Genomic DNA, 24,897 nt, shown 5'->3' on the forward strand with positions numbered 1-24,897 from the left:
GGCGCGAGCCGGGCCGGACAGCGCGATACAGACGGGGCTGGCCGGTTGCAACGGTCTGTCTGACAACACCGCCGCAGCCGGCCGAATGGCTCAGGCCGAGGTGGCGTGAGCCAGGGCCTGGCCCATATTGACCTTGGATTCAGCTGCCAAGTGCTCGGCCCATTTGACCTGTTCGGGCCCGAACAGGACGATGACAGTGGAGCCCAGCTTGAAGCGGCCCATCTCGGCGCCTTTTTCCAGATGGATCGGTGCCCGTGCCGCTTCGTCGTAGCGCACGGTCTTCAGCGTGCGCTTGGGCGGCGTGACCAGCCCGGCCCAGACCGTTTCGACCGAGGCGACGATCATCGCCCCGACCAGCACCATGGCCATCGGGCCGCGCTCGGTGTCGAAGATGCAGACCACGCGCTCGTTGCGTGCGAACAGCTCCGGCACGTTTTCAGCCGTGGTCTGGTTGACCGAGAAGATGCGCCCCGGCACATAGATCATTTCGCGCAGGGTGCCGGCCAATGGCATGTGCACGCGATGGTAGTCCTTGGGCGACAGGTACACAGTGGCGAACTCGCCGCCCATGAACGGCGCCGAGACGGCCGGGTCGCCGCCCAGCAGTTCAAGCACGCTGTAGCTGTGGCCCTTGGCCTGGAAAATCCGGCCCTGTTCGATCGGGCCCAGCTGGCTGATGGCGCCGTCGGCCGGGCTCAGTACTGCACCGGGCGTGGCATCCAGCGGGCGCGCGTCGGGTTTCAGCGCACGGGTGAAAAAGGCATTGAAGTGCTCATAGGCGGTGAGGTCTTCGACCTGGGCCTGGGACATGTCGATCTGGTAGCGACGTGCGAACCACGCCGTGAAGGCATTCTTGAACCAGCGCACGCGGCATTCGGCCACGCAGCCGGCCAGGCGCGACAACAAGTGATGGGGCAGCAGGTACTGACTGAGAATAAACAGACGCTCTTTCATGAATCTTCCTAAGTAGTGATTGGGAGCCTGCCTGATCGGGCGGCAAGCTGCAGAGTCATTGTTCGACCGGCGTGTCGGGGTGGTTGCCCCATTCGCTCCAGGAACCGGCATAGGCCTTGACCTGCGGGTAGCCCAGCGCCTTGGCGGCCAGGTAGGTAAAGCCCGAGCGGCGATGGCTCTGGCAATGGGTGATCACTTCCTTGTCGGGGGTAATGCCCAGGGCCTGCAGCGTTTGGGCGAGGTCCTGGCGAATGCGCAACTGGCGTGACGGGTCCATGCCACGCGTCCACTCGAAATTCACGGCGCCAGGAATATGCCCGCCTTTGGCCGAGAGGCGTTTTGCCCCGGAAAACTCTTCCGGGGCACGGGCATCCCAGATCGCCAGATCCTCGGCGCCCAGGCGGCTTTGCAGGTACTCACGGGTCGCGGTGGGCTGATCGTGCAGTTCCAGGGTCACCGCAGCGGTGCCCGGTGCCGGTACGTCGGTGGACAAGGGCAGGCCCTCGGCGGTCCACGCCAGGACGCCGCCATTAAGGTAGTGGTAGTGCGTGTGGCCGATCACATCCAGCAACCAGATAAAGCGCCCGGACCAGCCGCCGCCTTCGTCGTCGTAGACCACATAGACCGCATCGGGATTATGGCCCAGCTCACCAAACAGGCGTTGCAGGTCGCTCAGGGCAGGTGTCAGGCCCGGCGCCGGCAGTTGGCCCAGGTGGGTGCGTTTGGGCTCTATGAAGCGGGCGCCGGGGATGTGCCCGGCGTCGTAGCGGGCCTGGGTGGTCAGGTCTACCAGAATCAGTTCCGGCGCGGCCAGCCGAGCCTGCAGGTCGCGGGGCTCGATGACCAGCGGCAAGTCGTTGAACACGGACATTTCCAGCCTCCCTTGATGAGCAAAGGCACAAATTGTAGCCCAGGCCGAGCTGGAAAAGGGCCTGGGCGTCGATCAGCGCTGCCCGGTCAGGACTTGAGCTGGACGAAATTGGCCAGCGCCCGCTCGATGCATTGCGCGGTTTTGCCGAAGGCCTGCACAGCGATGTCCGACAGCGGGCTGCCGCCCTGGTCGGCGATGGCCAGCATCAATACCTTGCCGTTGCGGCTCAATGAGCGAATCAGCAAGTGCTGGCCCTTGAACAGAGTCTTGAACACCGGCGGCAGCAAGGCGGCGAACTGCGCGTGGTTGGCCGGTGTCAGGCGCAACTGGGTCGGCTGGCCGAGCAGGCGCTCCAGCACCTTGCTGTCCTTGAGCGGGAACTGCAAGGCGGCGTTATCGGTGCTCATGCCGGCCAGTTGGTGCACGCGCAGCAGGCTGGCGGTCTTGTCGGGCATCAGCAGCATGACCCGTTGCATGCCGCAGGCCACCAGCGCATCGCGGGCCAGGGTGGTCAGGTGCATGGCATTGTTGAACGGGCTGGGTTCGACCAGCAGCTCCGCGCACAGCTTGCGCCAGCGTTGCAGGGCATCGGCCGAGGGCGGCGGGGCGGGCTCGTGGTTGTTGGCAATACGCCTGAAGTCCCACGGCCAGAGCAGGGATTCGACCGGGTGCCACAGGTCTGGGCTCGCATGCTGGCGACCACTGCTGGCCGCGTTCTGGTGCACCTGCTGCTGGACATCCTCCAGTGGCTGTTGCAGGTACAGGCTGCTGAGCAGTTCCCAGCGCAGGCAGTGCGGGCTGTTCCAGGCCTGCTGGGCTGACAGCGCCAGACCATTGCCCAGCAACACGGTGTTGGCCGGCTGGTTGAACCAGCGCTGCAGAGGGTTATCGGCGTCCATGTCGCGCTGCTGCTGCAGGGGGTCATGGTTCTCGCGGGCGATGCGCAGGGTCTTGACCCACTCGCGACGTTCCTTGATCAGCACGGTATAGCCGCGGGTGACCCACAGCGGCAGGCGCCAGGTTTCGGCCAGCGCCAGGCACAGGTCCAGCAGGTTGATACCGAACAGTTCCTGCTCGACGCGCCGGCTCGACTCGCCCTTGTGGATGACCCGCAGCTCCCACTCTTCAAGCAGCGTGGGGTGTGCCAGTGCCATCGGCCACAGCGGTGAGAGAAATAACAGGCTGCCCAGATGAATGTCCTGCCACAGGCGTGCCAGGCGGCTGGCGAACAGGCCGCTGGCCTGCTGGGTCGCGTGCTGGCTGATCAGGATCAGTTGCCGATAGGCCTTGGGGATCTCGTCTGCCGGCTTGGCCGGCAGGCGATTGAGCAGCACCTCGGTGCGCGCAAGGCCCAGGCGGTTGAGCGCCACTTCCAGGCTCTCGGCCTGTTCGGCCAGGCCGTGGGCATGCTGATTGGCTTCGCGCAGCACGCTCAGGACCAGGGCCGGGCTTTCCTGCATCATGTCGGCAATGTCACGCAACGAGCGGCGGCTGTCATTGAGCGCCGAGCGTACATGGGCGTGATTGTGCTGCGGAATCGGCAGCGCAAGGCCATCCAGTTGCCTGACCCAGGCATCAAGTGTTCGTGGGCGTGGAAAATGTGGCGTTGTCGGCATACGGGGCGGCCTGTACGGCTAGGAATCTGTCAGTTGTGGTTTACGCTTATTCAGACCTTGCGATGTCATGTATTGTTACACCCTGCCTCATGGACGAAACAGGTTTTTTCACAGGATCAGCCTACAGTCTGGCTCAGTGAAGCCGATAAGCAGAACAGCAGCTCCATCGTTGCATCGCACCTATCCCTGAATCCGACTGAACAAGTAGTTTTTACCTATGGCTAAAATCATCGGCATTATTGTCGTTTTCGCAAGCGTCCTCAGCGGATACGTGCTGTCCCACGGCCAGATCATGGCCCTGTTCCAGCCCTTCGAGGTCCTGATCATCGGTGGTGCGGCCCTGGGTGCCTTCTTGCAGGCCAACCCGGGTCATATGACCATGCATGTGTTCAAAAAGTCGCTGAAGATGTTCGGCACCCGCTTTACCCATGCCTATTACCTCGAAGTGCTGGGGCTGATCTACGAGATTCTCAACAAGAGCCGTCGCGAAGGCATGATGGCCATCGAAGGCGACATCGAAGAGCCGGCCTCCAGCCCGATCTTTGCCAAGTACCCCGGCGTACTCAAGGATGACCGCATGACGGCGTACATCTGCGACTACCTGCGCATCATGTCCTCGGGCAACATGGCGCCCCACGAGCTTGAAGGCCTGTTCGACATGGAGCTGCTGAGCATGAAGGAAGAGCTCGAGCATCCTTCCCATGCGGTCACCGGCATCGCCGACGGCATGCCCGGCTTCGGTATCGTTGCGGCGGTACTGGGGATCGTGGTGACCATGGCCTCGCTGGGCTCCGGCGACAAGGCCGCCATCGGTCAGCACGTGGGTGCGGCCCTGGTGGGTACCTTCTTCGGTATTCTGGCGGCCTACGGCTTCTTCGGCCCGCTGGCCACTTCCCTGGCGCACGATGCCAAGGAAGAGATGAACGTCTACGAGTGCATCAAGGCCTCGCTGGTCGCGTCCGCTTCCGGCATGCCGCCGTCACTGGCCGTCGAGTTCGGCCGCAAGGTTCTTTACCCGGCTCATCGCCCCAGCTTCAGCGAGCTGGAACAAGCCGTACGCGGTCGCTAAGCCATGGAAAACAATCAGCCGATAATCATCAAGCGGGTCAAGCGCTTCGGTGGCGGACACCACGGTGGTGCCTGGAAAATCGCCTTCGCCGACTTTGCGACGGCGATGATGGCGTTCTTCCTGGTGCTCTGGCTGATGTCGGCCGCCACGCCCGAAGAGCTGGTGGCGATTGCCGGCTACTTCAAGGACCCGGTCGGTTTCAGCGACAGCGGCTCGCCGTATGTGATCGACCTGGGTGGCTCGCCGGAAATGGCGCCGGACCGCTCCCTGAACCCCGAGATCAAGAGCACGCCAAGCCCGGACACCGTGCCGATCGAGTCTGACGACGCCGAGGCCAAGGCCGATCAGGTCGAGAAAGAACGCCTGGAAATGCTCCTGCAAGAGCTGCAGAACAAGGTTGAAGAAAGCCCGCAACTGCAGAAATTCAAGGACCAGATCCTGCTGGAAATCACCCAGGACGGCTTGCGCATCCAGATTGTGGATGCTGATAACCGGCCGATGTTCGACTCCGGCAGTGCGCGGCTCAAACCGTACTTCGAAGACATCCTCCTGGCCCTGGCCGACACCATCAAGGATGTGCCGAACAAGATCAGCGTCAGCGGCCACACCGATGCCAAGCCGTTTGCCGGCGCGGGCGAGTTCGGTAACTGGGAGCTGTCGGCCAGTCGTGCCAACGCGGCACGTCGTGCCCTGGTGGCCGGCACTTATCCGGAGTCGCAAGTGGCGCGGGTGGTGGGCTATGCCTCCTCGGCGCTGTATGACCGCAACCAGCCGCTCAATCCGATCAACCGGCGCATCGACATCGTGGTTCTGACCAAGAAGGCCCAGCAGTTGATCGATGGCGACCAGGGCACCGGTACGGCCCCGGCAGGCACGCCGGCCGCACCTGCCACGCCGGCCGCGCCAGGCGCTTCCGGCACGGCCCCTGCGGTTGATCCACAGGCGGGTGTGCTGCCGCGTGATGTGCGCCAGCGCCTGAACCTGTTCGAGCAGGGCGGTGTGCAGGCGCCGAGGCAGTAAGCCCGGCCGGCGGCAGGTTTTGGTCCGGGCGTCGTTCCCGGCTGAAGCGGTTTGCCGCCCGGATGGTTACGGCGCTACTTGGCTGATTGGCATCAGTCCGTAGGAGCGACCAACGGTCGCGATTGCATCCTGCCAGCCGCCGGCGATATTGAATGTACTGGCCCCTTCGCGACCGGTGGTCGCTCCCACAGGATCTATGTCAGACCTTGAATAGGGGCCAGACGCAAAACCCGCAGGCGCGACCCACGGTCGCGAATGCCGCTGCCGCCGCTCGGCAGCAGGGCGCTTAGTATTCGTCTTGCGGCAGGCTGGCCAGGATCGAGCGGTAGCTGTGCATCCGCTGCGGTGAAATCCGGCCTTCTTCCAGCCCCTTGAGCAGTGCGCAACCCGGCTCGCGGTCATGATTGCAGTCACGGAAGCGACAGGTACCGATCAGGTTGTTGAACTCGATGAAGCCGGCTTCCACGTCATGACGGCTGACGTGCACCAGGCCGAACTCTCGAATGCCCGGTGAGTCGATCAGTTCGCCGCCGTTCGGGAAGTGGAACAGCCGTGCGGTCGTCGTAGTGTGCGTGCCTTGCCCGGAAAATTCCGACAGCGGCCCGACCCGTGTGCCCACGTCCGGCAACAGGCTGTTGACCAGCGATGACTTGCCCACCCCCGACTGACCCACGAATACGCTGACCTGGCCGTTCAGGCGTTCCTGCAGTTGCTGCATGCCATCGCCGTGGTGCGCCGACACTTCCAGCACCGGATAGCCCAGGCCGCGGTACACCGACAGCATCTCGTTGAGCACGATCGCGTTCTGCTCGTCGATCAGGTCGGCCTTGTTGAGCAACAGCAACGGGTGAATGCCGGCATGTTCGGCGGCCACCAGGTAGCGGTCGATCAGGTTGGCATGGGGCTCGGGCATCGGCGCAAACACGATCACGATCAGGTCGACGTTGGCCGCCACCGGCTTGAGCTGGCCGCGCGAGTCCGGACGGCACAGCTCGGTGCTGCGCGGCAGTTGTGCAACGATCACGCCGATGCCCTGGTTGCCGGCCCGCCAGACGACCCGGTCGCCGGTGACCAGCGCCGGCAGGTTGGCACGCAGGTGGCAGCGGTAGGTCTGGCCCTGCAGCTCGCCTTCCTGGGCCTCGACTTCGACCTGGACGCCGAAGTGCGCAATCACCAGGCCGACCTGCTCAGGGCCCAGATCGCCGCCTTCGAGGATTTCGACCGCCTGTGACTCGCGTTTGGCAGCGCGGGCGGCGCGCTCGCCCTGGATCTTTTCGATGCGCCAGTTCTGGCGGCGATTGAGTTGGCGTTTGGCCATGGGGACTTCCGATGTGTGAGGCCCGAGCCCCGCCATCTGGCAGCGACCGGCCCGCAAAAATGAACAGCAAGGGTGCAAGGGGCCGATACTAGCACGCCGCGCTAGGCTAAACTGCGCCCCTACGCCGAGGAGCCCGAACATGCAGAGCAAGCACAACCTGATCTGGATCGACCTGGAAATGACCGGTCTCGATCCTGATCATGACGTCATCATCGAGATGGCCACCATCATTACCGACAGCGAACTCAATACCCTGGCTGAAGGCCCGGTGATCGCCATTCATCAGAGCGATGAAATCCTCGCCGGCATGGACGAATGGAACACCCGCCAGCACGGCGGCTCGGGCCTGACCCAGCGGGTGCGCGAAAGCCAGGTCGACATGGCGCAGGCCGAGGCCCTGACCCTGGACTTCATCAAGCAGTTGGTGCCGGAGCGCAGTTCGCCGATCTGCGGCAACAGCATCTGCCAGGACCGCCGCTTCCTGTACCGGCACATGAAAAGCCTGGAAAACTACTTTCACTACCGCAACCTGGACGTCTCGACGCTCAAGGAGCTGGCCGCCCGCTGGGCGCCGGAGCTGAAGTTCAAGAAGGGCAGCACCCACCTGGCGCTGGACGACATTCGCGAGTCCATTGCCGAGCTGCGTTACTACCGCCAGCATTTCATCAAGTAAGCACCACTGCCTGCGTGCGGTGAATAAACTTCGCCGCACCCTTTCAGTGCGCAGGGCGGCTGGGTAGACTGCGCGCCTTTGTCACCGGGGCTGCCGCCATGTTGTTGATGCTTTACCTGATTGCCATCACGGCCGAGGCCATGACCGGAGCCCTGTCGGCCGGACGTCGTGGCATGGACTGGTTCGGCGTGGTGCTGATCGCCTGCGTCACGGCCCTGGGCGGCGGTTCGGTGCGTGATGTGCTGATCGGCCACTACCCGCTGACCTGGGTCAAGCACCCCGAATACCTGGTGCTGACCAGCGTGGCAGCCTTGGTGACCATTTTCATCGCGCCGTTGATGCGTCACCTGCGCTCGCTGTTTCTGGTGCTCGACGCCCTGGGGCTGGTGGCCTTTACCCTGATCGGCTGCATGACCGCTCTGGAAGCCGGCCACGGCATGTTGATCGCCTCGGTGTGCGGGGTCATCACGGGGGTATTCGGCGGCATCCTGCGCGACATCTTCTGTAACGACATCCCGCTGATCTTCCGCCGCGAACTGTACGCCAGCGTGTCGTTCCTGGCGGCCTGGTGTTTCCTGCTGTGCGGCTATTTCAACCTGCCCGAGGAGCAGGCGATCCTGATCACCCTGTCAGGCGGTCTCCTGCTGCGCCTGCTGGCCATCCGCTTCAAATGGGAAATGCCCAAGTTTGTCTACAAGGATGATCATTAGGTACAGGGCATCATCTGCCACCTTGGCGCCAGATCTGGAGGAGCGACCAACGGTCGCGAAAAGGTCTGCATGATTCATTGTGGCATTCGCGACCGCTGGTCGCTCCTGCTGGTGTGTTGTTCGATCGCCCATTGCACATGTTCGCGCACCAGCTCTGACGGATAGTCGCGGCGTGCTTCGAGGGCCTGCAGCACGCTGATGGTCGAGGGCGCGTTGCCCAGGCCGACCGCCAGGTTGCGCAGCCAGCGCTCGTAGCCGGCGCGGCGCAGCGGGGAGCCTTCGGTGCTGGCCAGAAAACGCTCTTCGTCCCACATGAACAGTTCGGCCAGGCCGGCGTTGTCCAGGTTATGGCGCGGCTGGAAGTCGCCTTGCGTCGTCGGCCTGGCGAAGCGGTTCCAGGGGCAGACGATCTGGCAATCGTCGCAGCCGAACACGCGGTTGCCGATCAGGGGCCGCAGCTCGACAGGGATGGCGGTCTTGAGCTCGATGGTCAGGTAGGAAATGCAGCGCCGCGCATCAAGCACATAAGGGCCGACGAAGGCGGCGGTCGGGCAGATGTCCAGGCAGGCGGTACAACGTCCGCAGTGTTCGCTGGCATGAGGCGCATCAACCGGCAAGGGCAGGTCGACAAACAGCTCGCCCAGAAAGAAGAAGCTGCCGGCCTTGCGGTTGAGCACCAGGGTGTTCTTGCCGATCCAGCCCAGGCCGGCCTGCTCGGCAATGGCCTTTTCCAGCACCGGCGCGCTGTCGACGAAGGCGCGAAAGCCGAACGGGCCAATGGCCTGCTGAATGCGCTCGGCCAGTTGTTGCAGGCGCTTGCGTACCAGCTTGTGGTAATCACGGCCCAGGGCATAGCGCGAGACGTAGGCTTTTTCCGGCTCACCAAGACGCTGGTTCATCTCGCTGTCGCCCGGCAAGTAATCCATGCGCAGCGACACCACGCGCAAGGTGCCGGGCACCAGTTGCCCGGGATGGGAACGTTTGCTGCCGTGCGCGGCCATATAGTCCATCTCGCCGTGGTAACCCGCGTCGAGCCAGCGTTGCAGGTGCAGTTCGTGCTCCTTGAGGTCCAGCCCGCTGATGCCGACTTGCTGGAAACCCAGCTCAAGGCCCCAGGTCTTGATCGACCGGGCAAGGGTGGCAAGGTCGTCGTCGGTCAGTTGTGCGGTAGTGGCGGACATGCGAAAGGAGAAACCAGAGACAAGGTGCGTATAATTCTGCCAGACATTGGAGCTCATGAACGCATGCCAGACACTCAAGTCCATTTACCCGACGCGCTGTACAGCGCCGCCCAGGTCCGCGACCTCGATGCGCGGCTGATCGGCAGCGGCACGCCAGGGCTGGAGCTGATGCAGCGTGCCGCCCACGCCGCCTGGCGGGCCATGCGCCGGCGCTGGTCCGACGCCGGGGTGCTGAGCGTGCTGGCCGGGCACGGCAACAATGCCGGTGACGGTTACCTGGTGGCAGCCCTGGCGCACAAGGCCGGCTGGTCGGTGCGGGTGCTGGCGGTGGGCGATCCCGCCGCCTTGCGCGGCGATGCGGCCACGGCGTGCGCCGAGGCCCGGGCGGCGGGTGTCGATATCGTGCAATGGCTTGACCAGCCGCTGTCTGGCGTGGTGCTCGATGCGCTGCTGGGCACCGGGCTTGCCGGTGAAGTGCGTGAACCTTATAAGTCGGCTATCGAGGCCATCAATGCCTCGGGTTTGCCGGTGGCTGCGGTCGACCTGCCTTCGGGGCTGTGTGCCGATACCGGACGAATGCTGGGGGGCGCAGTGCGCGCCGACCTTACGGTGACCTTCATTGGCCTGAAGCTGGGCCTGTTCACGGCCCAGGCGCCCGATTGCGTCGGGCATCTGGTGTTCGACGACCTGCAGGCCGACCCGCATGTACTCGGCACGACACCGGTCAGTGCGCAGCGCCTGGACAGCTTCAACCTGCCGCCACTGGCGCCCCGACCGCGCACAGCACACAAAGGCCAATACGGCCGGGTGCTGGTGGTCGGTGGCGATCATGGCATGGGTGGTGCGGCGTTGCTCAGTGCCGAAAGCGCCCTGCGCAGTGGCGCCGGCATGTTGAGCCTGGCCACCCGCCCCGAACACATCCCGGCAGCGCTGGTGCGCATGCCCGAAGTCATGAGTGCCGGGGTGAGTTCGGCCAATCAGCTGATGGACCTGATCGCGGCTGCCAGCGTGCTGGTGGTCGGGCCGGGACTGGGGCAGGGCCGTTGGGGCCGCAGCCTGTTGTCGGCCGTTGCCTGTGCCGACAAGCTGCAGGTCTGGGATGCCGATGCGCTCAACCTGCTGGCCGCCGGACACGTGAGTATCCCGGGCGCTTGCGTGATCACCCCGCACCCCGGTGAAGCGGCGCGCCTGCTGGGTGTCGACCTCCATGAGGTCCAGGCCGACCGGCCTGCCGCTGCGCGGGCGTTGGCGAAAAAGTATCAAGGTGTGTGCGTATTGAAAGGCAGCGGCAGTCTGATTGCCGATGCCCAGGGGCGTCTGGCACTGTGCGACCGGGGTCATCCGGCCATGGCCAGCGCCGGCCTGGGTGATGTCCTGGCCGGCCTGATCGGCGCGCTGCTGGCCCAGCACATGGGGGCCTATGAGGCCGCCTGCCTGGGCGTCTGGCTGCACGCCAGGGCGGGCGAGCAGGCCGGTGCGGCAGGCCGGGGCCTGTTGGCCAGTGATCTTGTTCCTGTCATTCGTCGCTTGTTGGAGGAGCATCAACCGTGTCTGAAATAACCCTGCAAGTGGACGGCGACGAGGCCATGACGGCCCTGGGTGCGCGCCTGGCCCAAGAGGCCGGCGGCAAGGGTGTGATCTTTCTCGAGGGTGATCTGGGGGCGGGCAAGACCACCCTGTCACGCGGTATGATCCGCAGCCTGGGGCATGAGGGCGCGGTGAAAAGCCCGACCTTTACCCTGGTCGAACCCTACGAAATCGGCGCGCTGCGGGTCTTTCACTTCGATCTGTACCGCTTGGTCGATCCGGAAGAGCTTGAGTTCATGGGCATCCGCGACTACTTCGAAAGCGATGCCCTGTGCCTGATCGAGTGGCCTTCACTGGGTGCAGGCTTTTTGCCAAAGCCCGACCTGACCATTACCATTAGGCACCAGGGTCAGGGTCGCGCCGTGACGCTGAGCCCGCAAGGTTCGCGTGGCGAGCGCTGGTGTTCGGCACTGGCCATGCAATTCAATCGTAAATGCCAATAGATATGGGGAAGTGTATGCGCATGCGCGCGCCGATGGCGGTGCTTGGTTTGCTGTTGATGGCCCTGGCCGTGGATGTATGGGCGGCTACCCAGGTACGCAGTGTCCGTCTGTGGCGTGCACCGGATAACACCCGGCTGGTGTTCGACCTCACCGGGCCCGTGCAGCACAGTGTCTTTACGCTGACTTCGCCCGATCGCCTGGTCATCGATATCAATGGCGCCACCCTGGGCGGGCCGTTGAACATCGCTACGGCCAATACGCCGATCACCAGCATGCGCTCGGCGCAGCGTACGCCAACCGACCTGCGCGTGGTGATCGACCTGAAAAAGGCGGTCACCCCCAAGAGCTTTACCCTGGCGCCCAACCAGCAGTATGGCAACCGTCTGGTGGTCGACCTGTTCGATGACGCCGCCGATGCCAATCCGCCTCCAAGCCTGCCTGAAACCACCGTGGCCACCGCTCCGGCGGTGCCGATCAGCCCGGCCAAGCCCGAGATCAAGCTGACCCCGGTGCCCAGCGGCAAGCGTGACATCGTGGTGGTGATCGACGCCGGTCACGGTGGCGAAGACCCTGGCGCCTCGGGCGGCAAGGGCCAGGTGGAAAAGCACGTGGTGCTGTCCATCGCCAAGGAGCTGCAACGCCAGGTCAACGCCGAAAAAGGCTACCGTGCCGAACTGACCCGTACCGGCGACTACTTCATCCCGCTGCGCAAGCGTACGGAAATCGCCCGGGCCAAGGGCGCCGACCTGTTCGTGTCGATCCACGCCGACGCCGCGCCGTCCAAGGCCGCGTTCGGTGCCTCGGTGTTCGCCTTGTCCGACCGTGGGGCCACTTCGGAAACCGCGCGCTGGCTGGCTGACAGCGAAAACCGCTCCGACCTGATCGGCGGTGCCGGTGCGGTCAGCCTGGACGACAAGGACCGGATGCTGGCCGGCGTGCTGCTGGACCTGTCGATGACCGCTTCGCTGTCGTCGAGCCTGAACGTGGGGCAGAAGGTGTTGAGCAACATCGGACGGATCACCTCGCTGCACAAGTCGCGGGTCGAGCAGGCCGGCTTCATGGTGCTCAAGTCGCCGGACATCCCGTCGATCCTGGTCGAGACCGGCTTCATTTCCAACGCCAACGAGGCCAACAAACTGACCACGGCCTCGCACCAGCAGGCTCTGGCGCGCTCGATCAATGCCGGCGTCAAGCAGTTCTTCCAGCAGAACCCGCCCCAGGGGACTTACATCGCCTGGCTGCGTGACAACGGAAAGCTGGCCCAGGGCCCACGCAATCATGTCGTACGCTCCGGCGAAACCCTGGCCATGGTGGCGGCCCGCTACGACATGAATGTCGCCACGCTGCGCAGTGCCAACTCGTTGAAAACCGATGAGTTGCGTGTTGGCCAGGACCTGCGAATCCCCAGTGCCGAGGTTGCTTCACAGCCATGACCGATCTGCTTGCCGACAGCGTGCCTGTCGAGGGGCCCGACAATGGGGTCGAGGCTGCGCGTATCGAATTGCTCAGCCCGCGGCTGGCCAACCAGATCGCCGCCGGCGAGGTGGTCGAGCGCCCGGCTTCGGTCATCAAGGAACTGCTGGAAAACAGCCTTGATTCCGGGGCGCGGCGCATCGATGTCGATGTCGAACAGGCCGGTATCAAGCTGCTCAAGGTGCGCGATGACGGGCGCGGCATTGCCGCTGACGACTTGCCGCTGGCGCTGGCCCGCCACGCCACCAGCAAGATCCGCGAACTTGAAGACCTCGAGCGGGTCATGAGCCTGGGGTTCCGGGGTGAGGCGCTGGCCTCGATCAGTTCGGTCTCGCGCCTGACCCTGACCTCGCGCACGCAAGGCGCCGACCAGGCCTGGCAGGTCGAGACCGAAGGCCGTGAAATGAACTCCCGCGTGCAGCCCTCGGCGCACCCGGTCGGTACGTCCGTGGAAGTGCGCGACCTGTTCTTCAATACCCCGGCACGGCGCAAGTTTCTCAAGGCCGAGAAAACCGAATTCGATCACCTGCAGGAAGTCATCAAGCGCATGGCGCTGGCGCGCTTCGACGTCGGCTTTCATCTGCGCCACAACGGCAAGAGCGTCCTGAGCCTGCACGAGGCTCATGACGAGAACGCCCGTGCCAGGCGCGTTGGCGTGATCTGCGGCCCCGGCTTTCTGGAGCAGGCGCTGCCGATCGAGATCGAGCGCAACGGTCTGCACCTGTGGGGCTGGGTCGGGTTGCCGACCTTTTCGCGCAGCCAGGCCGATCTGCAGTATTTCTTCGTCAACGGCCGCGCTGTGCGTGACAAACTGGTCGCCCATGCGGTGCGCCAGGCCTATCGTGACGTGCTGTTCAATGGTCGGCATCCGACCTTCGTGCTGTTTCTGGAAGTCGATCCGGCGGCCGTGGACGTCAACGTTCACCCGACCAAGCACGAGGTGCGCTTTCGTGACGGGCGCATGGTCCACGATTTTCTCTATGGCACCCTGCACCGTGCCCTGGGCGATGTGCGGCCACAGGACCATCTGGCCGATACACAGGTCGAGCCCGAAGCGCCGCGTCCGACCGGGGTGGCTGCCGGTGAGTTCGGCCCGCAGGGCGAGATGACGCTGGCCGCGCACACCCTGGAGCGCCCGCAAGGCCCGGCTTATGGCGGCGCTGCGGGCGCAGGACCCGGTGCCGGTTACCAGTACTCGCCACGCCCGGCTTCCGGCCTGCCGACGGGTGAAGCGCAGCAGGTCTATCGCGAATTCTTTGCGCCGTTGCCGGGGGCTGCCACAGGTGGCGCACCCGGTGCCACGCCCCTGTCGGCCAGCTTGCCGGAGTCCGGCGGTGATGTGCCGCCGCTGGGCTACGCCCTGGCGCAGCTCAAGGGTATCTACATCCTGGCGGAAAACGCCCATGGCCTGGTGGTGGTCGACATGCACGCCGCCCATGAGCGGATCATGTACGAGCGCCTGAAGGTGGCCATGGCCCAGGAGGGCCTCAGTGGCCAGCCGCTGCTGGTGCCCGAATCGCTGGCGGTGAGCCAGCGCGAAGCCGATTGCGCCGAGGAGCATCTCGACACCTTCCGCCAACTGGGCTTCGAACTGCATCGCCTGGGGCCTGAAACCCTGGTGATCCGGCAGATCCCGGCGCTGCTCAAGCAGGCCGAGGCCAATCGGCTGGTCAGTGATGTGCTGGGTGACCTGATGGAGTATGGCACCAGCGACCGGGTCCAGGCGCACCTGAACGAACTGCTCGGCACCATGGCCTGCCACGGCGCGGTGCGGGCCAACCGGCGCCTGGCCATCCCGGAAATGAACGCCCTGCTGCGCGACATGGAGCACACCGAGCGCAGCGGTCAATGCAATCATGGACGGCCCACCTGGACCCAGATGGGCCTGGATGATCTGGACAAACTCTTCCTGCGCGGTCGCTGAATGAACGCTTTACCCCCGGCCATCTTTCTCATGGGGCCCACTGCGGCCGGCAAGACCGACCTGGCCATAGAACTGACCAAAGTGCTGCCGTGCGAGCTGATCAGTGTCGATTCGGCCCTGGTCTATCGCGGCATGGACATCGGCACCGCCAAGCCTTCCAGGCAGCAACTGGCTGAATTCCCGCATCGGCTGATCGACATCCTTGACCCGGCGCAGAGCTATTCGGCCGCCGATTTCCGGCGTGATGCGCTCGCGGCCATGGCCGACATCACCGCACGCGGCAAGATTCCTTTGCTGGTCGGCGGCACTATGTTGTATTTCAAGGCTCTATTGGAGGGGCTGGCCAGCATGCCGTCCGCCGATGCCGAGGTTCGGGCGCAGCTCGAGGCCGAGGCAAAGGTACATGGCTGGCAGGCCTTGCATGACCAGTTGGCCGCGGTGGATCCGGTTTCGGCTGCACGCATTCATCCCAATGACCCGCAGCGTCTGGTCCGGGCGCTTGAAGTGTATCGGGTCAGTGGAAAAAGCATGACCGCGCATCACGAGCAACAAATTGCGCAAAGTGCCGATGGATCAGCATCGGGACAGGGGCAATTGCCCTATACTGTCGCCAACCTCGCGATAGCACCGGCTGATCGCAAGGTCTTGCATGACCGCATTGCATTACGTTTTGGGCAAATGCTGGAACAGGGATTTCTGGATGAAGTACTGGCGTTGCGCTCAAGGACAGACCTGCACGCAGGATTGCCCGCTATCAGAGCCGTCGGTTATCGCCAGGTCTGGGATCATCTGGATGGAAAGCTGACACGTGAAGAAATGCAGGAGAGGGGCATCATTGCCACGCGCCAACTGGCCAAGCGGCAGTTTACCTGGCTACGCAGCTGGGAAAATCTGCAGTGGCTTGACAGCCTGGATCGCGACAATCTGCCACGCGCCTTGAAATACCTGGGATCGGTCTCCATATTGAGCTGAGTCCTTGCAATTGCCGTCTATCCTTGGGGGGTAGCGGCCAAGCCTATCGAATTCTTGTTTATTTATTATTGATCCTTAAAGGAGTGCGGCACATGTCAAAAGGGCATTCGCTACAAGACCCTTACTTGAATACCTTGCGCAAGGAGAAGGTCGGCGTCTCGATCTATCTGGTCAACGGTATCAAGCTGCAAGGTACGATCGAGTCGTTCGATCAGTTCGTCATTCTGCTGAAAAACACCGTCAGCCAGATGGTCTACAAACACGCTATTTCCACCGTGGTCCCGGTTCGTCCGATCCGTCTGCCAAGCGCTTCGGAAACAGAAGCCGGTGATTCCGAGCCCGGTAACGCCTGATAGGAGCCTGCCTTGTTCTTTGAGCGCCACAGCGGTGGTGAGCGGGCGATACTCGTTCATCTGGAAGGTCAAGACCCTGAGGCGCGCGAAGATCCGCAGGAGTTTCAGGAACTGGCTCTTTCGGCAGGTGCCGATACCGTCGCGTTTATCAACGTGCCGCGTCATCGGCCATCGGCCAAATACCTGATCGGAAGTGGCAAGGTCGAGGAACTTCGCGACCAGATCAAATCCGGTCATGTCGATCTCGTGATCTTCAATCACACCCTTACGCCCAGTCAGGAGCGTAACCTCGAACGTGTCTTCGAATGCCGGGTACTCGACCGTACCGGGCTGATCCTCGACATCTTTGCCCAACGCGCCCGTACCCATGAAGGCAAGCTGCAGGTCGAACTGGCCCAGCTTGAGCACATGAGCACCCGCCTGGTTCGTGGCTGGACTCACCTCGAACGCCAGAAAGGCGGTATCGGCCTGCGCGGTCCGGGTGAAACCCAGCTTGAAACCGACCGTCGCCTGTTGCGGGTCCGCCTGCGCCAGATCAAGGGGCGGCTGGAAAAGGTGCGCAGCCAGCGCGACCAGGCCCGGCGTGGCCGCAAGCGTGCCGATATCCCGTCGGTTTCGCTGGTGGGCTACACCAACGCCGGCAAGTCGACGCTGTTCAACGCCGTCACCGACTCCGAGGTCTACGCGGCCGACCAACTGTTCGCCACCCTCGACCCGACCCTGCGCCGTCTGCAACTCGACGACCTGGGGCCGATCGTGCTGGCTGACACCGTGGGGTTCATTCGTCATCTGCCGCACAAGCTGGTCGAGGCCTTTCGGGCAACCCTCGAAGAGTCGAGCAACTCCGACCTGCTGCTGCATGTGATCGACGCCCACGAGCCCGAGCGCATGGCGCAGATCGAGCAGGTCATGGCGGTGCTGGGCGAGATCGGCGCCGAGGGCTTGCCGATCCTCGAGGTGTATAACAAACTCGATCTGGTCGAGGGCGTCGAGCCGCATATCCAGCGCAATGCCGAGGGCAAGCCCGAGCGGGTCTGGGTGTCGGCGCGCGATGGCCGTGGTCTTGAGCTGCTCAAGCAGGCGGTTGCCGAGCTGCTGGGCGACGACCTGTTCGTCGCGACCTTGCGCCTGCCACAGGATCTGGCGCGCTTGCGCGCACGGTTTTTCGAGCTGGGCGCGGTGCAGAGCGAAACGCATGATGATGAAGGCTCCAGCCTGCTGGCTGTGCGATTGCCGCGTGTCGAACTCAATCGGCTGGTGAGTCGCGAAGGATTGCAGCCGCTGGAATTCATTGAGCAACACACTTTGCAATAAAAGCACGGGAAAGCGCTTGCACGGCTTTCCCGGGCATTCTGTAGCATGGGGCGGCGCGCCGAGGGCGCGTCTTTGCTTTATCAGATGGAGAGCGCTATGGCTTGGAATGAGCCGGGTGGCAACTCGAACAATCAGGATCCCTGGGGTGGCAACCGTCGTGGTGGCGACCGCAAGGGGCCACCGGATCTCGACGAAGCCTTCCGCAAGCTGCAGGACAGCCTGAAGGGGTTGCTCGGCGGTGGTAAGAAACGTGGTGGCGACGGCAATGGCAGTGGCAATGGCGGCGGCTCGAACAGAGGCGGCGGCTATGGCCTGCTGGGCATCGGCCTGTTCGTGGTTCTGGCCTTCTGGCTGTACAACGCCATCTATGTCGTCGACGAGCAGGAGCAGGCTGTCGTCCTGCGGTTCGGCAAGTACTACGAAACCGTAGGGCCGGGCCTGAACATCTACTTCCCGCCGTTCGACCGCAAGTACATGGAAAACGTCACCCGCGAGCGCGCCTACAGCAAGCAGGGCCAGATGCTGACCGAAGACGAGAACATCGTCGAAGTGCCGCTGACCGTGCAGTACCGCATTTCCAACCTCCAGGATTTCGTCCTCAACGTCGACCAGCCTGAAATCAGCCTGCAGCACGCCACCGAAAGCGCCCTGCGCCACGTCGTGGGCTCCACGGCGATGGACCAGGTGCTGACCGAAGGCCGCGAGCTGATGGCCAGCGAGATCAAGGAGCGCCTGCAGCGTTTCCTCGATACCTATCGCACCGGTATCACCATCACCCAGGTCAACGTACAGAGCGCGGCAGCCCCGCGTGAAGTGCAGGAAGCCTTCGACGACGTGATCCGCGCCCGTGAAGACGAGCAGCGTGCCCGCAACCAGGCCGAAGGCTACGCCAATGGCGTGATCCCTGAAGCCCGTGGTCAGGCCCAGCGCATCATCGAGGACGCCAACGGTTATCGCGACGAAGTGATTTCCCGCGCCAAGGGTGAGGCCGACCGCTTTACCAAGCTGGTGACCGAGTACCGCAAGGCACCGGAAATCACCCGCGAGCGCCTGTACCTGGAAACCATGCAGCAAGTCTTCAGCAATACCAGCAAGGTGCTGGTGACCGGCGACAAGGGGCAGAACAACCTGCTGTACCTGCCGCTGGACAAGATGATCGACAACACCCGCAGCGGCAACAGCACCGCGTCGCCTGCGACCGGTAGTTCGTCTTCCGCGAACTCCGATGCCGGCACCCGGGCGACCGAGATCCAGCAGCGTGAGACGCGTACCAGGGAGAGCCGCTGATGAGCAATAAATCACTGTTCGCACTCATCGTGGGCGTGGTGCTGGCGATCGTCGCCTGGAACAGCTTCTACATCGTGTCGCAGACCGAGCGTGCCGTACTGCTGCAATTCGGTCGCGTGGTTCAGGCCGATGTCCAGCCAGGCCTGCATGTGAAGGTCCCCTACGTCAACCAGGTGCGTCGTTTCGATGCCCGCCTGCTGACACTGGATGCGCCGACCCAGCGGTTCCTGACCCTGGAAAAGAAAGCCGTGATGGTCGATGCCTATGCCAAGTGGCGGGTCAAGGATGCCGAGCGCTTCTACACAGCGACCTCCGGCCTCAAGCAGATTGCCGACGAGCGCCTGTCGCGTCGTCTGGAGTCGGGCCTGCGTGACCAGTTCGGCAAGCGCACCCTGCACGAAGTCGTGTCGGGTGAGCGTGACGCACTGATGTCGGACATCACCGGCTCGCTCAACCGCATGGCGGAGAAAGAGCTGGGCATCGAGGTGGTCGACGTCCGCGTCAAGGCCATCGACCTGCCCAAGGAAGTCAACCGCAGCGTGTTCGAGCGCATGAGCACCGAGCGTGAGCGTGAGGCGCGCGAACACCGTGCCAAGGGTAACGAGCTGGCCGAAGGCATTCGTGCCGACGCTGATCGTCAGCGCCGTGTGCTGCTGGCCGAAGCCTATCGCGAGTCCGAAGAGTCGCGCGGTGAGGGGGATGCCCAGGCCGCTGCGATCTACTCCAAGGCCTACGGTCAGGACCAGGAGTTCTACTCGTTCTACCGCAGCCTGATGGCGTACCGCGAAAGCTTCTCGAGCAAGAGCGACGTGCTGGTACTGGACCCGAAAAGCGAGTTCTTCCGCTATCTGGAGAAGGTCAAGCCTTGATCTGAATCACCCCGCCGGGCGGCAAAACCGTCCGGTAGGGTGATCGGATGCAAAAACGTGTGTATGATGCGGCAGCCGGGGAAATCCCGGCTTTTTTGCGTCTGCACGATTGATTGGTCGCATCCCGTTTCGGGTATGTGGCAGGATTTTTCGAGGAGAGTGGTCCGAGGCCTGTTCTCGGGTATTTGTCGTGCCCGTCGTATGGCCCCGCTCTCTGCTTCACTCAAGGCTTGCCGCACGGCTTGCCGCCCGCATAAAGGGGAATGGCTTAATGGCAACGGTTGACCGCTGGCTGCTACCAGATGGCATCGAAGAAGTACTGCCACCGGAAGCTGCGCGTATCGAAGTCGCGCGGCGTCGGGTGTTGGATCTGTTCCAGAGCTGGGGCTATGAGTTCGTCGTCACCCCGCATATCGAATACCTGGAATCGCTGCTGATTGGCGCCGGGTCCGATCTGGACTTGCGCACCTTCAAGGTGATCGACCCGCAATCGGGTCGGCAGATGGGCTTTCGCGCCGACATCACGCCACAGGTGGCGCGCATCGACGCACATACCCTCAAACGCGAAGGGCCGACCCGCCTGTGCTATGCCGGCAGCGTACTGCATGCCAAGCCGCGCGCGCTGTCCAACTCGCGCAGCCCGATCCAGCTGGGCGCCGAATTGTATGGCGATGCCAGCACCAGCAGTGACGTCGAAGTCATCAGCCTGATGCTGGGCATGCTGCAATTGGCCGAGGTGCCGGATGTGCACATGGACCTTGGGCACGTGGGGATCTACCGTGGCCTGGCGCGCGCGGCGGGCCTGTCCGGCGAAGTCGAGCAGTTGCTGTTCGACGCCCTGCAGCGCAAGGCCATCGATGAAGTGGTGACCCTCACGACTGGCCTGCCGGCCGACCTGGCGGCCATGTTGCAGGCGCTGGTCGATTTGTGCGGTGATCGTGACGTGCTGACGGCTGCGCGTGAGCGCCTGGCCGGTGCACCGGCGCCGGTGCTGGCCGCGCTCGATGACCTGCTGGTGGTCGCGCAGCGCCTGACCGCACGCTTCCCGGAGCTGCCGCTGTATTTCGACCTGGGCGAGTTGCGTGGCTACCACTACCACACCGGTGTGGTGTTTGCCGCATTCGTGCCGGGTGTGGGCGAGTCGATTGCGCAGGGCGGTCGTTACGACGACATCGGCGCCGACTTCGGCCGCGCGCGTCCGGCCACCGGTTTTTCCACCGACCTGAAAACCCTGGTGACCCTGGGGCAGGCCGAAATCGAACTTCCGTCCGGCGGTATCTGGGTGCCGGACAGCACGGATTCGACGCTCTGGCAGCAGGTCTGCCAGTTGCGCAAAGACGGGCAGCGTGTCGTCCAGGCCCTGCCTGGGCAGCAGGTAAGCGCCGCGCGAGAAGCTGGCTGTGACCGGCAGTTGATCCAGCAGGGCGAGCACTGGCAAGTACTGCCGCTGGCCTGAGTTATTCCTGCCGGCGTCGCCGGTACCAAGTTTGCGTGAATGAGGACAAGTGTTATGGGTAAGAATGTCGTAGTCCTGGGCACTCAGTGGGGTGATGAGGGCAAAGGCAAGATCGTTGATCTGCTGACCGAACATGCTACCGCCGTCGTGCGTTACCAGGGTGGCCACAATGCGGGCCACACCCTGGTGATCGACGGTGAAAAGACCGTGCTGCACCTGATCCCGTCCGGTGTGCTGCGCGAAGGCGTGCAGTGCCTGATCGGCAATGGCGTGGTTGTGGCGCCCGATGCGCTCATGCGTGAAATCGTCAAGCTTGAGGAAAAAGGCATTCCGGTGCGCGAGCGCCTGCGCATCAGCCCGTCCTGCCCGCTGATCCTGTCCTACCACGTCGCGCTGGACCAGGCGCGCGAGAAGGCCCGTGGCGAGCTGAAGATCGGCACCACCGGTCGCGGCATCGGCCCGGCCTATGAAGACAAGGTTGCGCGTCGCGGCCTGCGCATCGGCGACCTGTTCCATCGCGAGCGTTTTGCCGCCAAGCTGGGCGAGTTGCTGGACTACCACAACTTCCAGCTGGTTCATTACTACAAAGAGCCGGCCATCGATTTCCAGAAGACACTCGACGAGTGCATGGAATACGCCGAGCTGCTCAAGCCGCTGATGCTGGACGTGACCGCGACGCTGCACGAGTTCCGTCGTGACGGCAAGGACATCATGTTCGAAGGTGCCCAGGGTTCACTGCTGGACATCGACCACGGTACCTACCCGTACGTCACCAGCTCCAACACCACCGCTGGCGGCATTGCCACCGGCTCCGGTTTTGGCCCGCTGTACCTGGACTACATCCTGGGCATTACCAAGGCCTACACCACGCGTGTCGGTTCCGGTCCGTTCCCGACCGAGCTGTTCGACGATATCGGCGCCTTCCTGGCCAAGCGTGGCCACGAGTTCGGCTCGACCACCGGTCGCGCCCGCCGCTGTGGCTGGTTCGATGCCGTGATCCTGCGTCGCGCCATCGAAATCAACAGCATCTCGGGCATCTGCCTGACCAAGCTGGACGTGCTCGACGGCCTGGAGACCATCAATATCTGTGTCGGCTATGAAAACGAAGCCGGTGCCGTTATCGATGCGCCAACCGATTCGGACAGCTACATCGGTCTGCGTCCGGTGTACGAGCAAATGCCGGGCTGGAGCGAGTCGACCCTGGGTGCCAAGACCCTGGAAGACCTGCCGGCCAATGCGCGTGCCTACATCAAGCGCATCGAAGAGCTGGTCAATGCCCCGATCGACATCATCTCCACCGGTCCGGACCGCAACGAAACCATCGTGTTGCGTCACCCGTTTGCCTGATTGATCGCTGTTGCATAAAACCTGCTGTACAGACAAAGGGCCGCGTTTGCGGCCCTTTGTCATTTCTGCTTGACCTGCGTCTTGCTGCCGGCACGGCAATTGCTGTAGAAACGTCAGAAAAGGTGCCATCATTTTAATGGCGTTAGTGTCGGGGGTGTCTCCTGTGTCAGCTGTCCTGTCTCTTCTGCGTAGTCGCTTGCTGCGGCCAGTGTTCATTGCACTCGGCATTGCTCTTTTGGTGCAGGTCCTGATCGCGGTTGCGCTGACGCGAAGCACCGTCACTGCACTGGAGGCGGATCTGGCGCAAAGCCTGGGGGTAGATTCGCAACAACTGTCCTCGCAGCTGGAGCAGGCCAGTAACGAAGTTGCATCCAGCCTCAATGCCTTGTCGGTCAATACCCAGCAGCGCCTGAGCCAGGGGCTGTCCACTCGTCTGAAGGATGAGCAGGTGCAGTTGCGGGCCACGCTGGAAAAGAGCCTGCGCGAATCGGCCAATGACATGGCCGAGCTGTTGGCGGCCGTGGCGCCGCGTGCGATGTGGGACAACGACACGCCCACCCTGTCCGAGTTTGCCCGGCGGGCGCAGCGCAACCCCAATGTGCTGTTCGTGGTGTATGACGATGCCGCTGGCGAGCACTTGACCCGCTACCTGGATCGCGACAACCCCAAGGTCAAGACACTGCTGGCCAACGGACAGGGCGAGCGGGCCATGGACAAGGTGCTCAATGCGGCCAGGACCGATCCTGGTGTGTATTACGTCGAAGCCTCGATCAGCCCCAATGGCGTCGAGATCGGCAAGTTGCGCATGGGCGTCTCGACCACCTCTGTCGAAGAAAGCCTGGTCGCGCTGGACAAGCGCTTCTCCGCCCTGATCACCAGTGGCGAGCAGCTGGTGTCTGCCAGCCTGACCGATGCTTCGGCCGGCAGTGCGGCGGCCTTGCGCAGTCGTTTGCAGGCGGCGCACAGCACCGCCGGCACCATGGCCGACAACACCCGGATGGCGGTCAAGGAAGCGGCTGAGTCGCTACGCTGGAGGATTGGTCTTAGCCTGGCGCTGATCGGGCTGGGCGTGCTGTTGCTGGTGGCTGTCGTGCTGGGGCATCGGGTGGTCAACAAGCTGCGCCTGCTGATTGCCGCACTCAACGACCTGGCGGCGGGCGAGGGTGACCTGACCAAGCGCGTCAGGCTCGACAGCAACGATGAGATTGGTGACATGTCGGCGGCGGTCAACCGCTTCGTCGACAAGCTCCAGCCCATCGTCCGTGAGGCGGGCGAGGTGGCGCAGCGTACCGGTGTCGAGATCGGGGTGATGAGCGAGCGCAATGCCGGTGCCGATGCTGCTGCCGAGTTGCAGCGCGATGAGGTGGCGGCCAGCCTGCAGGCGCTGGAGCGCATGGCCGACGAGGCGCAGAACGAAAGCCAGGCCATGCAGGCTGCCTTGCAGCAGGTCGTGGGCATCAAGCGGGCGACTGACGAAAATACGCGTACTTCCAATCAGGTGGGTGGCCTGATCGAGGCCCTGGCCGGGCAGGTCGAGACCGGTGCGCAGGTGATCGAGCGGCTGGCCCAGCAAAGTCAGCAGATCGAGGTGGTGCTGGAGGTCATTCACGGAATTGCCGAGCAGACCAACCTGTTGGCCCTGAACGCTGCCATCGAGGCGGCGCGGGCCGGCGAGACCGGGCGCGGCTTTGCGGTGGTGGCCGACGAGGTGCGGGCGCTGGCCAGCAAGACCCAGAGTTCGACGGGCGACATCCAGGCCCACATCGGCGCGCTGCAGCGTGGCGCCAAGGAGGCGGTGGCTGCCATCGATCAGGCTGGCCGACAGGCCAAGGAGGGGCTGGCAGTGTTGCGTGACAGCACCCGCTTGCAGCAATCAGTGCAGGAGTCGGTCGAGCAGGTGCATGCCGCGATCGGCCTGGCCACCCAGGCCGCCGTGCATCAGGCGCAGGGCGCGCAGGCTGTGCGCGGGCGCGTCGAGGTGATCCATGCCCAGGCCGAGCGTGCGGCCAAGGTGGTGTCGGCAACCACGGCCAGCGGCAAGGTGCTCAATGGGCTGGCTGCACAACTGAAGGCCAGTCTGGGACAGTTCAAGGCGTGATCGGGCGGGGCGCTGGCGCGCGGCAAGCAGGGGGGCTTGCCGGAATGCCGGACCATCGCGACCGGCTGCGTTAGCAGTCGTAAAATTGTGGCGTTTACACAATTTTGCGAGCGCTATGCACTCGGTCGCGGGCAAGCGCGCTCCTACGGCACGCAGGTTGCTCGAAAGCCATACGCCAGAAAGCACAAAACCGAGCACTTGGCTCGGTTTTGTCTGAATTGGTGCCCAGGAGAAGACTCGAACTTCCACGACCGTAAGGTCACCAGCACCTGAAGCTGGCGTGTCTACCAATTTCACCACCTGGGCGGATATTGCATTTGAAGCGTTCGACCGGAATCGAAATCCTGGTCTACTTTAAAACA

Annotated in this window: 21 protein-coding genes and 1 tRNA gene; 16 read left to right on the top strand and 6 right to left on the bottom strand. The window is 63.6% G+C overall.

The window, feature by feature from the left end:
• Positions 1–90: 90 nt before the first annotated feature.
• From asd to DGA31_RS13660, 3 genes are all read right to left on the bottom strand, one after another.
• Positions 91–954, bottom strand: a complete 864-nt coding sequence (gene asd, locus DGA31_RS13650; RefSeq protein ID WP_056840649.1) for an archaetidylserine decarboxylase — start codon at positions 952–954, stop codon at positions 91–93.
• 55 nt (positions 955–1,009) lie between these two features.
• Positions 1,010–1,825, bottom strand: a complete 816-nt coding sequence (locus DGA31_RS13655; protein ID WP_109512908.1) for a rhodanese-like domain-containing protein — start codon at positions 1,823–1,825, stop codon at positions 1,010–1,012.
• Between the two features lie 86 nt (positions 1,826–1,911).
• A complete protein-coding gene (locus tag DGA31_RS13660; RefSeq protein WP_056840651.1) occupies positions 1,912–3,441 on the bottom strand; it encodes an HDOD domain-containing protein in 1,530 nt (509 codons plus the stop codon).
• Positions 3,442–3,658: 217 nt separating this feature from the next.
• Here DGA31_RS13660 and motA point away from each other — a divergent pair, with 217 nt between their 5' ends.
• Both motA and motB read left to right on the top strand, forming a co-directional pair.
• Positions 3,659–4,510 (top strand): flagellar motor stator protein MotA, encoded by an 852-nt coding sequence (gene motA / locus DGA31_RS13665; RefSeq protein ID WP_056840652.1) that lies wholly within the window; start codon positions 3,659–3,661, stop codon positions 4,508–4,510.
• A 3-nt stretch (positions 4,511–4,513) separates the two neighbouring features.
• The gene (motB, locus tag DGA31_RS13670) at positions 4,514–5,530 is read left to right on the top strand and encodes a flagellar motor protein MotB (RefSeq protein ID WP_056840653.1); all 1,017 of its coding nucleotides are present in this window, start codon (positions 4,514–4,516) and stop codon (positions 5,528–5,530) included.
• A 286-nt stretch (positions 5,531–5,816) separates the two neighbouring features.
• Here the strand turns inward: motB and rsgA are convergent, their stop codons facing one another.
• Complete coding sequence (gene rsgA / locus DGA31_RS13675) at positions 5,817–6,848, bottom strand: small ribosomal subunit biogenesis GTPase RsgA (RefSeq protein ID WP_056840654.1); 1,032 nt, start codon at positions 6,846–6,848, stop codon at positions 5,817–5,819.
• A gap of 139 nt (positions 6,849–6,987) precedes the next feature.
• Between rsgA and orn the strand changes: the two genes are divergently transcribed.
• Positions 6,988–7,521 (top strand): oligoribonuclease, encoded by a 534-nt coding sequence (orn, locus tag DGA31_RS13680; RefSeq protein ID WP_109512909.1) that lies wholly within the window; start codon positions 6,988–6,990, stop codon positions 7,519–7,521.
• Positions 7,522–7,619: 98 nt separating this feature from the next.
• On the top strand, positions 7,620–8,231 hold the full coding sequence (locus DGA31_RS13685) for a trimeric intracellular cation channel family protein (RefSeq protein WP_056840656.1): 612 nt from the start codon (positions 7,620–7,622) through the stop codon (positions 8,229–8,231).
• 74 nt (positions 8,232–8,305) lie between these two features.
• Here the strand turns inward: DGA31_RS13685 and queG are convergent, their stop codons facing one another.
• Positions 8,306–9,412 carry a tRNA epoxyqueuosine(34) reductase QueG gene (queG, locus tag DGA31_RS13690; RefSeq protein ID WP_109512934.1) on the bottom strand — a complete coding sequence of 369 codons (1,107 nt, stop codon included), beginning with the start codon at positions 9,410–9,412 and terminating at the stop codon, positions 8,306–8,308.
• 63 nt (positions 9,413–9,475) lie between these two features.
• On the opposite strand from queG, the gene DGA31_RS13695 reads away from it, so the two are divergent.
• From DGA31_RS13695 to DGA31_RS13750, 12 genes are all read left to right on the top strand, one after another.
• The gene (locus DGA31_RS13695) at positions 9,476–10,972 is read left to right on the top strand and encodes an NAD(P)H-hydrate dehydratase (RefSeq protein ID WP_109512910.1); all 1,497 of its coding nucleotides are present in this window, start codon (positions 9,476–9,478) and stop codon (positions 10,970–10,972) included.
• The gene (tsaE, locus tag DGA31_RS13700; RefSeq protein WP_056840821.1) at positions 10,960–11,442 is read left to right on the top strand and encodes a tRNA (adenosine(37)-N6)-threonylcarbamoyltransferase complex ATPase subunit type 1 TsaE; all 483 of its coding nucleotides are present in this window, start codon (positions 10,960–10,962) and stop codon (positions 11,440–11,442) included. Before DGA31_RS13695 ends, tsaE begins: the two co-directional genes overlap by 13 nt.
• A gap of 14 nt (positions 11,443–11,456) precedes the next feature.
• On the top strand, positions 11,457–12,875 hold the full coding sequence (locus tag DGA31_RS13705; protein WP_109512911.1) for an N-acetylmuramoyl-L-alanine amidase: 1,419 nt from the start codon (positions 11,457–11,459) through the stop codon (positions 12,873–12,875).
• A complete protein-coding gene (gene mutL, locus DGA31_RS13710; protein ID WP_056840659.1) occupies positions 12,872–14,839 on the top strand; it encodes a DNA mismatch repair endonuclease MutL in 1,968 nt (655 codons plus the stop codon). Before DGA31_RS13705 ends, mutL begins: the two co-directional genes overlap by 4 nt.
• Positions 14,840–15,811 carry a tRNA (adenosine(37)-N6)-dimethylallyltransferase MiaA gene (miaA, locus tag DGA31_RS13715; RefSeq protein WP_109512912.1) on the top strand — a complete coding sequence of 324 codons (972 nt, stop codon included), beginning with the start codon at positions 14,840–14,842 and terminating at the stop codon, positions 15,809–15,811.
• A gap of 92 nt (positions 15,812–15,903) precedes the next feature.
• The gene (gene hfq / locus DGA31_RS13720) at positions 15,904–16,164 is read left to right on the top strand and encodes an RNA chaperone Hfq (RefSeq protein ID WP_056840661.1); all 261 of its coding nucleotides are present in this window, start codon (positions 15,904–15,906) and stop codon (positions 16,162–16,164) included.
• Positions 16,165–16,176: 12 nt separating this feature from the next.
• On the top strand, positions 16,177–17,478 hold the full coding sequence (gene hflX, locus DGA31_RS13725; protein WP_109512913.1) for a ribosome rescue GTPase HflX: 1,302 nt from the start codon (positions 16,177–16,179) through the stop codon (positions 17,476–17,478).
• Positions 17,479–17,574: 96 nt separating this feature from the next.
• Positions 17,575–18,765, top strand: coding sequence for an FtsH protease activity modulator HflK (gene hflK / locus DGA31_RS13730; RefSeq protein ID WP_056840663.1), 1,191 nt, complete (start codon positions 17,575–17,577; stop codon positions 18,763–18,765).
• Positions 18,765–19,634, top strand: coding sequence for a protease modulator HflC (gene hflC / locus DGA31_RS13735; RefSeq protein ID WP_056840664.1), 870 nt, complete (start codon positions 18,765–18,767; stop codon positions 19,632–19,634). Before hflK ends, hflC begins: the two co-directional genes overlap by 1 nt.
• Positions 19,635–19,905: 271 nt before the next feature.
• Entirely contained in the window at positions 19,906–21,090 is a 1,185-nt protein-coding gene (locus tag DGA31_RS13740; protein WP_109512914.1) for an ATP phosphoribosyltransferase regulatory subunit, read from the top strand.
• Between the two features lie 54 nt (positions 21,091–21,144).
• Positions 21,145–22,437, top strand: coding sequence for an adenylosuccinate synthase (locus DGA31_RS13745; protein ID WP_056840666.1), 1,293 nt, complete (start codon positions 21,145–21,147; stop codon positions 22,435–22,437).
• Between the two features lie 163 nt (positions 22,438–22,600).
• Complete coding sequence (locus DGA31_RS13750; RefSeq protein ID WP_109512915.1) at positions 22,601–24,535, top strand: methyl-accepting chemotaxis protein; 1,935 nt, start codon at positions 22,601–22,603, stop codon at positions 24,533–24,535.
• Between the two features lie 219 nt (positions 24,536–24,754).
• Here the strand turns inward: DGA31_RS13750 and DGA31_RS13755 are convergent.
• Positions 24,755–24,841: transfer RNA gene (locus DGA31_RS13755), tRNA-Leu, on the bottom strand.
• Positions 24,842–24,897 lie beyond the last annotated feature (56 nt).

It is taken from the genome of Pseudomonas ovata (genome assembly GCF_003131185.1).
GTDB lineage: Bacteria > Pseudomonadota > Gammaproteobacteria > Pseudomonadales > Pseudomonadaceae > Aquipseudomonas > Aquipseudomonas ovata.